A 16269-nucleotide genomic window follows, 5' to 3' on the forward strand; every position below is an offset into this window, starting at 1 on the left:
GAGTATTTACCATACTCCCAGGTGCAATCCCTTATTAACCCATTACAGAATTCGTTAAACTTTATCTGGTTATATCATCGTAGATATCCATGTACTGCTGAGCGGATACATTCCAGCTATAATCTCCCGCGAAAGCATTTTTTGTGATCTTTTTCCAATGTTCAGGCTGCTTGTAAAAAGAAAGCGCCCGGCGCAGCGTAAACATCATATCGTGTGCATTATAATTGCTGAACGTAAAGCCATTGCCTTCACCGGTTTCTTCATTATAAGCGTGCACAGTATCATTTAGGCCACCTGTCTCACGGACAACGGGTATGCTACCATACCGTAAAGCGAGCAGCTGACTGATGCCACAGGGCTCAAACTTAGACGGCATAAGGAAGATATCGCTGGCAGCATATATTTTTCGTGAGAGTGCATCATTAAATAAGATCTGTGAAGACAGCTTGGTCGGATACCGCCATGCCGCTTCCTTGAACCAACGCTCGTAGGATTCATCACCTGTTCCAAGCAGCACAAATTGAATATCATCGTGATATAGCAACTCATCCAGCACTCGGGTAAGCAGATCTAAACCTTTGGAGTCCACGAGACGCGTGACCATGGCTACCATTGGGATATTAGCATCCACAGGTAATCCCAGCTCTTCCTGCAAGGCTACTTTGTTCTCCGTCTTCTTGGTCAAATTAGAACGATAACGGGTAACAAGGCTCGAATCTGTCGCTGGATTATAACTTTTAGTATCAATGCCATTCACAATCCCACTTAAAACATCTGACCGTGCGTTCAACAAACCATCCAAACCGTAACCATAATAAGGTGTGCGAATTTCTTCTGAATAAGTCGGACTGACGGTCGTGACCCGATCACTGAATACAATCCCGCCTTTTAAGAAATTCACATTACCATAGTACTCCACACTACCAAAATAGCTGCTATCCAGACCTAACAGCTCTCCAAGTACCTCATAAGGAAACACTCCCTGATACAACAGGTTATGTATTGTAAATACACTCCGCATTTCACTGTAAAATGGATTGTGGCGATAATGCCCCTGTAGCAGCATTGGAATTACGGCCGCGTGCCAATCATGGCAATGCAGTACATCAGGCTGGAAATCAATGGCTGGCAGACACTCCAGCACTGCACGATTATAGAACGCAAACCGTTCACCATCGTCCATATAACCATAAATTCCATCACGGCCAAAATAATACTCGTTGTCGATAAAATAAACGGGGATACCCTCATAGATAATGCGTTCAATTCCACAGTATTGTTTTCGCCAGCCAATTGGAACATACACTTCCGTTAAATGCTCCATTTGAGCGGTGAACTTGTCAGGAATCCCACGATATTTAGGCAAAATCACTCGTACATCTACCCCGGCAGCCTTCAGCGCTTTAGGTAATGCTCCAATGACATCGGCCAAACCACCCGTTTTGACAAAAGGATGGGCTTCAGCTGCGGCAAATAAAACCTTCATGATTATTTCCCCCTTAAACTGTACGGATTCTCTATTCGTACTTAGATCTATAACTCTTTTGCCTCTTTATTCTTACCCATTCGTGACGTTTTTTTAAACACCAGAAAGCTAAGGGGCGGAAGAGTCAGCTCTATGCTGTTCACCTGATTGTGCCATTCCAGCTTAACGCTCTTTTGAGGGACATTGTGCAATCCGGAGCCACCATACTCTACATTTTCTGAGCTAAAGAGCTCTTCATAAGTCCCGGCCCGTGGCACGCCTATACGATAATTGTGCCGTTCTACCGGTTGAAAATTGATGACTATAAGCAGCGTATCTCCTGGTTTCTTCCCTCGGCGTATATACGAAATCACACTTTGATCATTGTCATCCGCATCAATCCACTGATAACCCTCTTGAGAATGATCCAGCTCCCACAACGCTTTTTCGGAGCGATACAGTTTATTAAGTGCAGCCGTGTAGGCAAGCATACGACGATGGCTCTCATAATCCAACAGCAGCCAGTCCAGCTGCTCCTGATCCTTCCACTCGATAAACTGACCGAATTCCCCACCCATAAACAGAAGCTTTTTACCGGGATGAGAGATCTGATATCCCAGCAGCTGCCTGAGGCCTGCGAACTTTTGTTCATAAGTACCCGGCATTTTGTCTAACAAAGACTTCTTGCCGTGAACAACCTCATCATGCGATAGCGGCAATGCGTAATTTTCGGCATAAGCATAACATATTGGGAACGTAAGTAAATTATGATGATAAGGGCGCCCACCAAAATCATGTTCTATGTAGCCTAGCGTATCATTCATCCAACCCATATTCCATTTGTAATTGAAGCCAAGGCCCCCTTCATGCACTGGTGCAGTAACCCCTGGCCAAGCACTGGACTCCTCCGCCATCATCAATGCTTTTGGGAAATAATGAAAGATAGCCTTGTTCAGATTCTGGATAAATTTGATGGCCTCCAGATTCTCCAATCCACCATTAACATTCCGCCGATATTGATGATCCCGCTTTTCGAAATCTAGTCGAAGCATACTCGTAACCGCATCTACACGCATTCCGTCGATATGATAATACTCGAACCAAAACAGCGCATTAGAAATAAGAAATGAAGAAATCTCCGGCTTACTGAAATCAAACGAAAGTGTCCCCCAGCCTGGTTTTTCAGCTAACATTGGATCGGCATATTCATAAAGTGGCGCTCCATCAAACATACGTAATCCGTGTGCGTCTTTGGCAAAGTGAGCTGGAACCCAATCTAAAATCACACCGATACCTGCCTGATGCAGCTGATCGATCAAATACATCAACTCATGGGGTTCGCCATAACGGCTGGTTGCCGCAAAATACCCCGTCCCTTGATAACCCCAGGATAGATCATATGGATGTTCTGCCAACGGCATAAATTCCACGTGTGTATAGTTCATCTCCACCAAATAAGGAATTAACAGCTCGCTCATTTCCCGGTAGGTATAGAACTCACCATCCTCTTTTTGACGCCAGGTACCGAAGTGCATTTCATAAATGTTCATTGGCTGTTGATATGGAGCTTTGCTTTTCCTACGCCATGCTGCATCTCCCCAGCGGTAGCCATCCAGTTCTGTTACTACCGAAGCCGTTGCCGGTCGAACCTCAGCTTTGAAAGCAAAAGGATCCGCTTTAAGGAAACTTGATCCATCTGAGGCAAGAATCCTGTATTTGTAAAAAGTTCCCGGCTGTATTCCCGGAAAAAAACGACTCCAAAATCCTGAATCGGGTATCTTATATAACGAGTCCACGCCCTGTGTTCCGTCCCAATCATTATGATCACCAGCTAGTCCTACATATGTCGCATGAGGAGCCCACACGGTAAAGCGCACACCGGTAACGCCTTCTTCAGCGGCAGTGTGTGCACCCAGCATAGAATAGCTGCGATAATTGGTGCCCTCATGGAACAGATAGATATCAGCAGCTGACGGAAGGGTCTCGATTTTTGCTTTTTCAGCCAATTCTACACCACCTTTTTCAATGTGCTTGTACCTATTACCTTACCCGAATATTACCATTTTGAAAATGTTTTGATGTTAAAAGAAAAGATTTTCTGATAAAGAAATATTAATTGTAATTTTTCTGTTTACAAAGCAATATATTTCACCTATGTCGTTTCAAGCGCTTGTCGTAAGTTTATATTACAAGCATTGACAAAATAATGGGAGGGATAACAAATGAACAACAAAAAAGATTGTATCGCCATGTTATTGGCAGGAGGGGAAGGCCGCAGATTGGCTCCCTTGACTTCCAGTATGGCTAAGCCTGCAGTCCCTTTCGGTGGACAGTATAAAATTATTGATTTCCCGCTAAGTAACTGTGTAAATTCGAACATTGATACAGTAGGTGTTCTGACACAATACGAAGCTGACTCTTTGCATAATCATATCGGTGAAGGTGAGCCTTGGGGCTTAGTTAGTCAAAAGGATAAAGGTGTCACACTGCTTCCTTCAGGTGTTGAAGGCAGAGACAGTTATACAGGGACTGCTGATGCGATTTATAAAAACATTGACTTTATTGATAGCCGCAACCCAGAACATGTGCTCATTCTATCCGGTGACCATATTTACCATATGAATTACCGTAAGATGCTGAATTATCATATTGAAAAAGGAGCAAAAGCAACCATCTCCGTAATGGAGGTTCCTTGGGATGAGGCTAGTCGTTTTGGAGTAATGAACGTAAACGATGATCTGAAAATTTCCGAATTTGCGGAAAAACCTAAAGTACCAAAAAGTAATCTTGCTTCAATGGGTATCTACCTGTTCGAGTGGGCTTATCTGAAGGAGCACTTGTTGCGGGATGCAGCTAATCCTAATTCCAGTCATGACTTTGGTAAAGACGTAATTCCTACCATGCTGGATCAGAACGATGATTTATTCGCTTACCGTTTCAAGGGTTACTGGAGAGATGTAGGTACAGTCGGCAGTCTCTGGGAAGCACATATGGACCTTCTGCAAAAAGACAATGGCATGAAGTTAGACAAGACTCATTGGCCTATGTATAGTCGGGTTCGCCGGACTAAGCTTGCAGTTCATAAACCACGTGTACAGAACCCAGCAACGGACTCTCTCGTGAATGAATCCTGCTCCCAAGAAGGTAGTCTACAACGTTCTGTAGTCTTTAATGGGGTAGAAATCGGTAAGATGAGCCAGATCAAACAAAGTGTTATTATGCCTGGAGTTCGCATTGGCCGTGGAGTGCTGATTGAGAATGCCATTATTGGTGAAGGGGCAATCATTAAGGATGGAGCAGTCATCAAGGGAAGCATAAATAATATCGTTGTCGTTGGACCACATGAGACTGTGGCTGCCAAGCCGGCGGTCCGAAACCAACCTTCCCGTCTGTTTCAGGATGTGTATGAGAAGACAGGACGTTTGCGTGAAGTTCTTCCTTCATAACAACCATTATATAGAAAAATACTTTATATAAAAAGGGGCTGTTGTCCTGGTCGATCATGACCAGAGCAACAGCCCCTTCGGTTGTAAAGAATTAGTGATTTTATGAATTACGGCTAGCCGTCCATTCTCTGTCTAATATGCTCATTTCCACACAATCTACATATTGCTCACCGAATAAAGCAGACTCACGTTGAACACCCTCCCGCTTAAAGCCAACAGCTTCATAAGCTTTCAGGGCAGCCGTATTGAAATCGAAAGCACCCAGAGACAGACGATGCAGGTCCAGACCATCAAATCCGATTCGAAGCATTTCTTGCATCATACGTTTGCCAATGCCTTTACCTTGAAACTCAGGATCTACCACTACCCTGCCGATACGTGCAGAACGATTAACCCGGTCAATGACTGAAAAGCTAATATGGCCCACTACCTGCTGCGTAGCTTCTTGAATTGCACAGAAGATAAGGCGATCGGATAAGCCTGGATGATTAGCATCCTTTAAGTATTTAACAAGCTGCTCATCATCTAAAGGATAAGTTAACGAAGGTCCTGCCCACTGCTTCAGATACTCTGGAGAAACACTCCAGCGCTTTAAGTGTTCAAAATCAGATTCCGATATAAACCTTAGGATCAGACGGTCTGACTCAGCACCTTCCTCAAAATGTTCATATAAGTTCACTAAACGACCATTTCCCATATCGTTAGTGCCCATGTAGTGAAAACCCATGCTCTGATAATAACGATTAAGCTTAATGTTATGTGCCACAGTGTCAAACCTAAGACTCTTACAGCCTAGATCTTTGGCTAGAACTACTGCATATTTAAGCATTTGCTGTCCAAGTCCTCGGCCGCGGTGGGAGTCTTTCACAGCCAATCGGTGCAAATAAGCGTAGGACTCATCATTTTTACGGCCCCAGTACTGTGGATCACTGAATTGCAACGTGAACATGCCAACTACAGCCCCATCGTCAAGGGCTAAATAAACATGTCTGTCAGCGAAATATCCTGCAATATCGGTCTCATTAAATTGTCCGGGTGTCCATTGGTTAATCCCGTTACGCTCCATCCATCCTGCCGCTTCTTGCAACAGCCTCAAGATGTCGTTAACCCGATCAGGCTCTCCACGAACTATACGGATCGAATTCTTCGTTATCCCCATCTCAGGTCACGTCTCCCAATCATCTAATTCAGGAAAGGTAGCTGTAATTTGAGTTACCTCATCTGAGTTAACTTCCGGCTGTGGTTCAGTAAGAGGCAAGATGACGGTTACTTCCGTTCCCTTTCCAAGCTCACTTGCCATATCAAGTGTCCCATTATGAAGTTCTACAATCTGCTGTGAGATCGCTAACCCCAAGCCTGTTCCTCCATTAAGTGCATCCACTTGAAAGAAACGGTCCTTAACTCTGGAGATATGCGCTTCACTAATCCCTATCCCGCTGTCTCGTACCATAATCGCTGTTTCTGTAGCAGACAGCCTCTTTGCTGACAATTCAATACTGGAATCTTCATGTGAGAATTTTACTGCATTGTCTACCAAGTTCAAGAATACCTGTTTTAATCGATTGGCATCCCCTTTAACAAAGATCGCGTCTTCACATTCCAGCAGCAGATGAATTCGTTTCTTTTCCGCTTTAGCCCAAACATTCAGTATGGTCTCTTGTAGCAGCACCTTTACATCTACAACCCCAATCGACAGCTTCATTTGGTTCTGCTGCAGCTTAGAAAAGTCGAGAATTTCCTCCACCAGCCCAATCAGACGTTCACTTTCTTTGGAGATGATGCTGACTCCAAGTTTTGTCTCCTCCGGATCATACCCACCGGAAACCAAGGTTTCGCTCCAGCCCTTGATACTTGTAAGAGGTGTCCGCAGCTCGTGAGAAATGGACGAGATAAAATCATCCTTAATCTGATTACTGCGTACAATTTCCTGAGCCATATAATTCAGCGTTGAAGCCAAATCACCAATCTCAAATTTATAGTCTCCCTTAATCCGTACGTTGAATCTCCCCTTCGCCATCTGAGCTGAAACTGCCGTAATATTATTCAGCGGCTTCACAATCGAGTTGGCCAGTCCGAAGCTAAACCCAACAACTACAGCCATAACAGCTGCAGCAATAGCAGTGGACAATAAAGTTAGATTAAGCAAATCATTATTGATTTCTTCTAGTGAAGTAATATACCTTAGGACATACTTATCCTGTCCATGAATCTGCAGCATTTTGGAAACCGCCATCACGCTCTCATTCGTGCCTGCCTGACGCCCTACCCAGCGCCCAACGCTGCCGCCAACGGCTTCTGGTACATCACTGGTCGTAATGGTCCGATCCGGCTGAAAGCCAGTGGAACTAGTGATGATATCCCCATTTAGCGATAAGATTTCCAGCTCCGTCTTGCTCAATGAGAACCTCTCCAGTACTTCTTGTAGCAGATAGATGCTATTATCGCTGGGTATCATGTTCTTTTGAAAAAACGACTCTGAAACAGAAATGTGATTTTTAATCTTGCTGTATACACTGTCATAATAATATGTTCTGATGGCCAGCAGGAAGATAACTTCTACGAGGAGAAGCGCCAAAAAAACTACAAGAATGTAGTGCAGAACAATCTGTCTGCGCATCCCCTTCTTAATCATTGTCCTTGGCCTTTCCATCTATATCCGTGCCCCCATACAGTCTGCAAAAATTCCGGCTCCGAAGGATTGTTCTCAATCTTCTGGCGTAAGCGCCGGATATTTACATCTACAATTTTGGGATCACCCATATACTCCTTGCCCCACACATGATCCAACAGAAGATCGCGGCTAAGTGGAGTGTTTTCTTTTTCAAGAAAGAATTGAATCAGAGAGAACTCCGTGGGCGTCAGTTCAATGGCTACATTATCACGTTTGAATTGTTTGGTAATAAGATCCAAGCTGAAAGGCCCCGAATGAAAAGAAACCTTGGCCGACTGTTCACGATGCACATTTACACGGCGCAGCAAAGATTGAATACGCGCAATTAGCTCCGTTGGGCTAAATGGCTTACTAACATGATCATCTGCACCTACGGACAAAGCGTAAACTTTATCCTGCTCCTGAACCTTGGCGGTAAGAAAAATAATTCCCAAGCGTTCATTAGTCTCCCTAATCCGTCTACAAACTTCAAATCCATCAATGCCGGGAACCATAACATCCAATAACGCAATATCAATATCAGGTATAGTGGTTAATTTATGCAATGCTTCATTCCCGTCAGCAGCCTCCAGCACTTCGAAACCATTACGCTTCAAATTAATGACTATGAAACTGCGAATGGACTCTTCATCTTCCAATATCAGAACTTTACTCATCTATTCCCTTCCTTTCAATAGGGGAGGCAATCTTATTGCTTCCTTCTTTAGTTGTACTTTGTTCTAGCTCACCACGGTAGCCGATGACTTTATCTAAATCCCGTCCAAGCAGCTCCCAGCCTTCATTCTTAGCCTTATCCCATTCCGAAGGAGAAAAGAAGGAAACCTCAGCAAAAGTCTCTCCGGTATCAGTCATGATGAACTTAAGGTTTTTATCCAGAACAGATTTCGTATCAATACTTACCTTTCCATGCAGCTCTGGATCAAAATTAATAGTAAAGCGATCCGATGGATCACGATATAGCTGGACTGCAAAGGTTAGACCATCTTTTCCATCCCATTTATAATAGGAGGTGAAATAAGGAATATCTGCGGGGTCGAAATACTCCCATCCTTTTGGCGCTTCAAGCAATCCAACTTCAATAATGCCATCATGATCGATATCTTCGCTTGCAATCAGACGATCTTTGTAAGTCCTCGTATCACCTGGCAAAACCACACGCAGCTTGTTATGCTCCATAAGAACCATTAAGCTGTAGGCGGATTGGAAATCCACCGAAGCGTCTAATACGATTCCTTCTTTATCCTTAGCAATCTTTCCTGCGACAATATTGTAATAATTAGAAAAATACGGATCGATATCCTCGATCTTATCGAGCACCTTAAAGCCATCATTGTACTGATAGATCGAAATGGTTGCAAATTCATTTCTTTTAAAATAAACAACGGTGATGTCTTCAATTCCATCCTTGTTAAGATCATCAAGCATATATTTGGTGTAAGGAAGTGAAAGCACTTCTTCCAATGATCCGCTGGAATAGCTATACACGACGAGGCCTTTTTCTTCCCCGCGTGAATAACCTGTAATGATATTCAGCTTCCCGTCACCTGTCATATCTTTCAGATCGACGGACTCCAGCATAGTTCCATCCCCATCAAAAACAAGCTTTTTGACCCAGGCATCTCCTTGCTTCTCTAAGATCATCCCGTGAATCTCTACAGCTTCGCTTGGCGTTCTATAGAACACCAACGACTCCATAATTCCATCGTTATTGAGATCCTCTGTGAAAATTGAGCTCTCATCATTAACCGGGCGGATCAACTCCGTACCCGCTGGAATATGTGAATTAATAGCAGCCATAAGTGTTGCTTTGTCAGCAGACAGCTGCGGAGCTTTCATCTTCGAAACAGGATCACTGATGAAAGTACAACCCGAAAGTACGGATAACGACAGTGTTGCAGCTGCCAGGCACCTAAGACTTTTTATACTCAACCTCATCACTCTTTTCCTTATCCGTGTCCGAACTTTACAAATTTGCGCGTTCCTGAGACGTTAATCTACGTCCCTTTATATCATGCTTAATTCGTCCATCTTCTAGTACCCATATACGTGAAGCGAAACGTTCAGCCAGTTCAATAGGCAGCACCGTCACTACGGTAAGACCCGTCTCTTTACACAGTCTGCGCAAAGTTTCCAATACACTTTCTGCGGATTTGGGGTCCAGACCCGTAACCGGTTCATCCGCTAGAATTACTTTGGCACCATGAGTTAATGCTCTAGCAATCGCTACACGCTGACGTTCTCCACCGCTTAGCTGGCTAGTCTTCATCTTCGCTTTGTCTAGAAGTCCAAGGGCATCTAATTCATCCATCGCACCCATATAATCATCTGAACGAACCATCCCTGTAACCATACGCCACATTGGCGTCTGTGCGGACTGGCCGATCAGCACGTTTTTCAGCGCTGTGCGGTTAGGATTGAGCTCTGCATTCTGCTCCAGGTAAGCCCACTCCCGTCGAATTTTTCTTTTTCCGGAAAAGGCACTCGCCATAATATCCGTACCGTCCACTCTAAAATTCCCTCTGTCCCACTTCTCTCGCAGCGCTAAACAGCGTAATAAAGTGGTCTTACCGCTCCCACTCGCTCCAAGTATGGCTACGAGTTCACCCGGCTCTAATTGAAATCCTATATCCTGCAGGACCGGATTTTTGTCTTCCCCAACTGCCTTGGCTAAGTGTTCAACTGTGATCATAGTTCAGCCTCTCCCTGTCTTCATCTATAATCTATAGTGTACTCTGAATGTGAGTTCAATTTCCATGCGAGCACTCGTTCTTATCTTACCTCAATTTCTAGGTTGTGGCGAGAATAATAACCCCAGCAAGCCGAACACGATATATAAACCACCCATCAGGGCGAAAATACCGCCGCTTAAGCCCACTTGCAGCAACAAACCACCAATGCCGGGGCCGATAATACTGCCAATACTAAAATGGAAAGAAGCAACCACATTGGCAGCAGGCAGTAGATGTCTTGGTAAAATATCCGCAGCCAGACTTAGACCTAAAGAGAAAAAGGAACCTACTAGTCCTCCTGCGATCATCAGAAGCACCATTGTCAATGTAAAATGATCACCTGCCAGCGGCAACATCGCAAAGGCGATCCCGCCTCCGATCCCGGCAATAATCAGTACCCGCTTGCGGCCAAACCGGTCGCTCCACAGACCTAATGGAAACTGCAGAAGCAGTCCTCCAATCCCCGCAAAAGGCAATAACGCTGCAATTTGATCTGTGCTGTAACCGATACGCAGACCATATACCGGAAAGCTGCTATTTAAGCTGGCTTCCATAAAGCCATATAAAAGGGCTGGAATTAAAGCGAACCAGGCTAAGCTGTAACAACGACCGAAACGGCGAACCTGGCTTTCACCACTCTCCGCTTTATCTGGCCGGGAATCCGGCAGAATTGTAGTCACAAGGATTAAGACTAACAAAAATAGAAATGCGAGAACAATAAAAGGCACGGCCTGTCCATAACGCAGCAGACTTATCCCAAGTGGTCCTAAGCTAAAACCCAGACCATAGGACATGCCATATAGTGAAAGATTACGTCCGCGATGCTCGGCAGGTGTCATAAGCAGAACCCAAAGCTGGGCCCCGTAATTAATCGCAGCATCGCCCACACCCACAAGCAGACGCAATACAAACCATACCTTGATCCCTGTAAAAAAGGGAAACATGAGCAAGCTTACTAAGACTAAACTAATCCCACCAGCTATCAATTTTTTAAATCCAACCGCTCCAAGAACACGTTCAGCAATCAAGGTCATCCCAAATGATCCTATGTATAGGGCGGCAGCATTCAGTCCGTTCAGTGACGAGGACACTCCTTTTTGCTCCAAAAGAATGGATAGAATGGGCAGCAACAGCCCTTGGCTAAGCCCTGCGGCTATAGTAGCGGTAATAAGAATCATGAAAGTCATTTTGCTATTACTTCGTATAGATACTTTAAGCCGGTCTGACACGGATGATATCCCCCTATAATAAAAACAATGATGTGATCTAACGCCAATTGGCAAACACCAAACATTATAGTGGACAACCCTCTTCAAAACAAGAGATAATATGTAGAAGTTACGGATTTCTGGGGGTGCATGTTACATGGATTACGAATTAAAAATCGACGTATCGCCGGTTTATGAACTGTTGGACAGTTTTATGATATATGTAACCAGAAAATGGATCTCCAATTTAGACCTCGGTCCCCACTGGGTTAGTGATGTGGAAGATCGCATTACTCCTCATAAAGTAACAGCTCTCATGCAAGCTGCCGAGTGGCCATTTACAGATTATGATGTGTTATATGCTTGGGTTTACAGCCGAGGGCCCGCAACATCAGTGCTGCATTTCCTGGATGATCTGGATTCAGCTTCTATAGAAGAGTGTTATCAGCAGATCGCACCGTTAATTCATGATTTCACCATAGATGAAGCTTCCCGGATCAAGAGCAGCTATAGTCCGCTTCTTAGACTCTGGTATGAGCAATATTTTCGTCATGTAGAACACAAGATTTTACCGTTATTAATTGAAGATGCCTCTGAGAAAAAAATGCTGGAAAGCAAAATGGACCCTATTTCTTTAATTGAATATGCATCCGGTGGTGTAGTTTTCGAGGATATACGGGATCTTAAGACTATAGTATTATTGCCTACCGTTCATAATCGACCAATTAACACCTACTGCTTCTACAAAACTATGGTGATTGTACAGTATCCTGTAGATGTGCCATTGGAAGATGAAAATGAACCACCGATGGTGCTATTGCGCATGACCAAGGCGCTGTCAGATCCAACCAGACTCCGATTGCTTCGGTATGTCGCCCATGAACCCAAATCTCTATGGGAGATGCAGTCCGATCTAAATCAATCCAGAGAAATGCTTATGCATCACCTAATGATCCTACGCGTAGCTGGTTTACTCCGTATCCATCTTCGCGGGGAACAAGACGAGCGCTTCAGTATCCGTCCAGACGGCGCTTCTGAGCTTCAAATGTTTCTAGAATCTTATATTCACCTATAGAACACTATACAGATACAGATCCAAGGAGTGAGAGATATGAAATACACAACTCAACAAGTAATTTTCGATCTAGATGATACGCTGGTTCATTGCAACAAATATTTCGATTTAATTTTAGGGCAATATTTCGAGCTCATGACTGATTGGTTTAATGAATTTGGCCCAAGCACCAGTGAATTACGCAGCAAGCAAATAGAAATTGATGTTGATACCGTCAACACAAGTGGCCTGGCCAGCGACAACTTTCCCAAATCCTTAATCGCCACCTACCGTTATTTCTGCGCCAAATATAACCGTCCGACAGATCGCTTTCAAGAGCAGCAATTACACAAGCTCGGCCTAAGCGTTTATGACCAAGAAATTGAAGCTTACCCTGGCATGGTTGAAACACTCGATACGCTGAAGCAAGAGGGTCACCATTTATTCTTGTATACTGGCGGGGACGACACCATTCAGCAACGTAAAATTGAACAAATGAAGCTGGATGCTTATTTTGACGATCGTATCTATATTCGGAAGCATAAAAATGTTGAGGCGCTTGAAAATATTTTGGCTACCCAAAGCTTTGACCGCAAACGTACCTGGATGATTGGCAACTCGTTACGTACAGATGTACTTCCCGCAGTTACCGCAGGCATCAACAGTATTTACCTGAAGCAGCAAAATGAATGGAGCTATAACCTTATCGAGCTGGAGCAAGAGATGCAGCAAGCCGTGATGACTATTTCGTCCATCCACGAGGTGCCCCCTGTCATTCGCTCAGCCGCTAAATTCAAAAACTAATAATCTAGCTGCAACGTTACGTAGCATTGTTACAAATGACATATCTACACTACCAACTGGATGATTATACTATTTTTATAGTATTCCTATATTGTCTAGGAGGTGAGATATGAATAAGAAAGTGTCAGCTAAACAATCTCAGACCAAAAGACCTTTGCTTCCCATGATATTAGGTGTCGTTGTTGTAATCCTTCTCGCTGTAATTGTTTTCATCTTAAGCAATAAGACTGATGATACAGCAGATCTACCCAACTACACCGACGTAAAGGGAAGCATTGTTGTTGATGGGCTGAAATATGAGAAGCAACCTCATCTTGGAAGTCCTGATGCCAAAGTTAAAGTTATCGAATTCGCAGATTTCAAATGTCCCGCCTGCAAAATGTGGACTGAAAAGTATCTGGATACTTTTATTAAAGACTACGTAGATACCGGAAAAGTGGAACTTTTCTTCATGAACTTTGCATTTTTGGACCGGGACTCTTATCTTGCTGCTAGCGCCGGCGAAGCCATCTATAAGCAAAGCAACGAGAAGTTCTGGGAATACCTTCATAAGCTGTACGCTAATCAAGGCGATGAGAGCGAAATTTGGGCCACTCAGAAATTCATTTTAAAATTCGTTAAGAATAACATCGAGGGCATTGATTACGCCCAATTTGAAACAGATCTCAAGAATCATACCTACATGTTCGATGTAAAAGAAGACTTTAAGATCGCTGGTTCCTACGGAGTGAACGGTACTCCTAAATTTATGGTGAACGGAGTGCTGCTTCAGGATTCTTCGTATGAAGGGTTAGCAGCAGCGATTGACAAGCAGTAATCAGTCTTTAAACTGCGCCCTATAAGCTGTTCCCTTTGAAAAAAGTGACCTTCTTACAGGGCTTTTTTGTGTGTATGAATTAAAAAAGATGACTCCTGTGATATACAGAAGTCATCTGCTGATTACTTAATTAAGCCACTTTTTATTCTACCAAATGACACACGGCACTATGGCCTTCTGACACGATTTTCCGTTCAGGCTTGACAGCCATACATACATCCGAGGCATAAGAACACCGCGGATGAAAAGTGCAGCCACTTGGTGGATTAAGCGGTGATGGCACCTCGCCTTGAATCGATACCATCTGCTGCTTCTGCTCCACACTATCCGGAATCTTCAAAATCGAATTTAGCAGGACCTGCGTGTAAGGATGCGTAGGTTTCTTGAACAATTCATCCGCCGGAGCCTGCTCAACTACCTCTCCTAAATAAAGAACCGCGATATCATCACTCAAATACTCCACTACTGCCAAATTATGCGAAATAAAGATATAAGTCAGGTTAAACTCCTTCTGCAAATCCTTTAGTAGTTGAATGACTTGAACCTGAATAGATACATCCAATGCGGACACCGGTTCATCGCAAATGAGCAATTTGGGATTCAGTGACAACGCTCTAGCAATCCCAACCCGCTGCAATTGTCCACCTGACAGTTCATGCGGATAAGCGTATTGGACTTCAGAAGGCAAACCGACCCGCTCAAGTAGTTCGATCACACGCTCATGCCGGCTTACTTTAGTTCCGATTTTGTGGATAGCCATTGCATCTTCAATAGCGTCTCCTACCGTCATTCTCGGACTGAGGCTCGCCTTGGGATCCTGGAAAATAATTTGCATATCCCGGCGCATCGCCCGCAGCTTCTCTTTATTTGCCTTTGAGAGCTCCACGTCCTCAAAAAATATTTTTCCTTTGTCAGATTCGAGTAGACGCAGAACCATTCGCCCTAAGGTTGATTTTCCTGAGCCACTTTCCCCAACAAGCCCCAGTGTTTTCCCCGCTTCCAGGGTAAAAGAAACATTCTCGATGGCATGCAGCTTTTTTCCTTGTACCCGAAAAGTTTTCGAGACATTTTCTACGCGCAAGAGCGGATTATTGGGCATAGGAAGCGACCTCCTCAGCATGATGGCAGGCGATCTGATGATCGGTGCTAAAATCACGAAGCTTGGGAACTTCATTCTGACACCGTTCAGTTGTATAGAAGCAACGATCGGCAAATGGACAGCCGGTCAATGTCTGTGTAAGTGTCTTTGCCGTCTTTGGAATAGGCATTATTTCTTTTCCCTTGTGGCCCACTTCGATAATGGAGCGTTTCAATCCAAGTGAATAGGGATGCGCCGCCTCACTTATGAACTTGTCCGTAGTGGCTTTCTCCATGATTTGGCCCCCGTACATCACAATGATTTTGTCACAAAAGTTGGTCGCAAGGCCAAAATCATGCGTTACCATCACTACGCTCATCCCATGTTTTCTGCGCAATTCCTGCAATAGTGCAAGAATCTGCATCTGCACAGTGACATCAAGCGCGGTTGTTGGCTCATCGGCAATCAATAATTGCGGTTCACATGCCAAAGCAATAGCAATCATGATACGTTGGCGCATACCACCGGAAAATTCGTGAGGATAACTTTTAAATCGTGATTTAGGATCCGGAATCCCCATTTCATGCAAGAGCTGAATGGTGCGGTCAAAAGCTTCCTTCCGGTTTGCATATTGATGTGTTAGCATGGCTTCCATTATTTGATCCCCGATACGCATGATCGGGTTCAAGCTGGTCATCGGATCTTGAAAAACAACGCCGATGTCACGTCCACGAATATCTTCTAATTGTTTGGGACGCATTTTAAGTAAGTCCTTACCATTAAACTGAGCTGTCCCCGATGTTATTTTTCCATTTTCACGGATGAGCCCAATTGATGACATCAATGTAACGGACTTACCGGAGCCACTTTCACCAACAATCCCCAAGGATTCATTTTCATTGATCGAAAAACTGACGCCGTTTACGGCATAAACTTCATCTTCACTGCGGGAGAACTTCACATGAAGGTCATCAATAGAAAGTAGCGGTTCACCCAT

The 16269-nt window shown here is 44.1% G+C and carries 14 protein-coding genes; 4 read left to right on the forward strand and 10 right to left on the reverse strand.

Translation table 11 applies throughout. The features are described 5' to 3' along the window. Window positions 1-61 precede the first annotated feature (61 nt). On the reverse strand, window positions 62-1486 hold the full coding sequence (gene glgA, locus MHH46_RS17390) for a glycogen synthase GlgA (RefSeq protein WP_036687636.1): 1425 nt from the start codon (window positions 1484-1486) through the stop codon (window positions 62-64). Window positions 1487-1533: 47 nt separating this feature from the next. Then, a complete protein-coding gene (gene glgB / locus MHH46_RS17395) occupies window positions 1534-3471 on the reverse strand; it encodes a 1,4-alpha-glucan branching protein GlgB (protein WP_076190199.1) in 1938 nt (645 codons plus the stop codon). A gap of 216 nt (window positions 3472-3687) precedes the next feature. Between glgB and MHH46_RS17400 the strand changes: the two genes are divergently transcribed. Continuing rightward, window positions 3688-4911 carry a glucose-1-phosphate adenylyltransferase gene (locus tag MHH46_RS17400; RefSeq protein ID WP_076130041.1) on the forward strand — a complete coding sequence of 408 codons (1224 nt, stop codon included), beginning with the start codon at window positions 3688-3690 and terminating at the stop codon, window positions 4909-4911. 100 nt (window positions 4912-5011) lie between these two features. Here MHH46_RS17400 and MHH46_RS17405 read toward each other — a convergent pair whose 3' ends face one another. The 6 genes from MHH46_RS17405 to MHH46_RS17430 all read right to left on the reverse strand — a co-directional run bounded on the left by MHH46_RS17405 (window position 5012) and on the right by MHH46_RS17430 (window position 11498). Beyond that, window positions 5012-6070: a GNAT family N-acetyltransferase gene (locus tag MHH46_RS17405; RefSeq protein ID WP_081387749.1), complete on the reverse strand. Its 1059-nt coding sequence runs from the start codon at window positions 6068-6070 to the stop codon at window positions 5012-5014. 6 nt (window positions 6071-6076) lie between these two features. Beyond that, window positions 6077-7543, reverse strand: a complete 1467-nt coding sequence (locus tag MHH46_RS17410) for a HAMP domain-containing sensor histidine kinase (RefSeq protein ID WP_051491526.1) — start codon at window positions 7541-7543, stop codon at window positions 6077-6079. Further along, window positions 7540-8238 carry a response regulator transcription factor gene (locus MHH46_RS17415; RefSeq protein ID WP_036687642.1) on the reverse strand — a complete coding sequence of 233 codons (699 nt, stop codon included), beginning with the start codon at window positions 8236-8238 and terminating at the stop codon, window positions 7540-7542. Before MHH46_RS17415 ends, MHH46_RS17410 begins: the two co-directional genes overlap by 4 nt. Continuing rightward, window positions 8231-9511 carry a hypothetical protein gene (locus MHH46_RS17420; RefSeq protein WP_254847685.1) on the reverse strand — a complete coding sequence of 427 codons (1281 nt, stop codon included), beginning with the start codon at window positions 9509-9511 and terminating at the stop codon, window positions 8231-8233. The genes MHH46_RS17415 and MHH46_RS17420 overlap by 8 nt, the downstream gene beginning before the upstream one ends. A gap of 34 nt (window positions 9512-9545) precedes the next feature. Next, on the reverse strand, window positions 9546-10271 hold the full coding sequence (locus MHH46_RS17425; protein ID WP_036687647.1) for a phosphonate ABC transporter ATP-binding protein: 726 nt from the start codon (window positions 10269-10271) through the stop codon (window positions 9546-9548). A 90-nt stretch (window positions 10272-10361) separates the two neighbouring features. Beyond that, window positions 10362-11498 (reverse strand): MFS transporter, encoded by a 1137-nt coding sequence (locus tag MHH46_RS17430; RefSeq protein WP_341004285.1) that lies wholly within the window; start codon window positions 11496-11498, stop codon window positions 10362-10364. Between the two features lie 178 nt (window positions 11499-11676). Here MHH46_RS17430 and MHH46_RS17435 point away from each other — a divergent pair, with 178 nt between their 5' ends. The 3 genes from MHH46_RS17435 (at window position 11677) to MHH46_RS17445 (ending at window position 14194) form a co-directional block, all read left to right on the forward strand. Beyond that, a complete protein-coding gene (locus tag MHH46_RS17435; protein ID WP_036687649.1) occupies window positions 11677-12594 on the forward strand; it encodes a helix-turn-helix transcriptional regulator in 918 nt (305 codons plus the stop codon). Between the two features lie 36 nt (window positions 12595-12630). Further along, window positions 12631-13377 (forward strand): HAD family hydrolase, encoded by a 747-nt coding sequence (locus tag MHH46_RS17440; RefSeq protein ID WP_076098782.1) that lies wholly within the window; start codon window positions 12631-12633, stop codon window positions 13375-13377. Window positions 13378-13486: 109 nt separating this feature from the next. Next, window positions 13487-14194 (forward strand): DsbA family protein, encoded by a 708-nt coding sequence (locus MHH46_RS17445; RefSeq protein WP_036687653.1) that lies wholly within the window; start codon window positions 13487-13489, stop codon window positions 14192-14194. A 142-nt stretch (window positions 14195-14336) separates the two neighbouring features. Here the strand turns inward: MHH46_RS17445 and MHH46_RS17450 are convergent, their stop codons facing one another. Both MHH46_RS17450 and MHH46_RS17455 read right to left on the reverse strand, forming a co-directional pair. Beyond that, window positions 14337-15293: an ABC transporter ATP-binding protein gene (locus MHH46_RS17450; protein ID WP_076184417.1), complete on the reverse strand. Its 957-nt coding sequence runs from the start codon at window positions 15291-15293 to the stop codon at window positions 14337-14339. Further along, on the reverse strand, window positions 15283-16269 hold the full coding sequence (locus MHH46_RS17455) for an ABC transporter ATP-binding protein (RefSeq protein WP_036687658.1): 987 nt from the start codon (window positions 16267-16269) through the stop codon (window positions 15283-15285). Before MHH46_RS17455 ends, MHH46_RS17450 begins: the two co-directional genes overlap by 11 nt.

This window comes from Paenibacillus sp. FSL H8-0175 (assembly GCF_045040615.1).
In the GTDB taxonomy this organism is placed as follows: domain Bacteria; phylum Bacillota; class Bacilli; order Paenibacillales; family Paenibacillaceae; genus Paenibacillus_AQ; species Paenibacillus_AQ odorifer.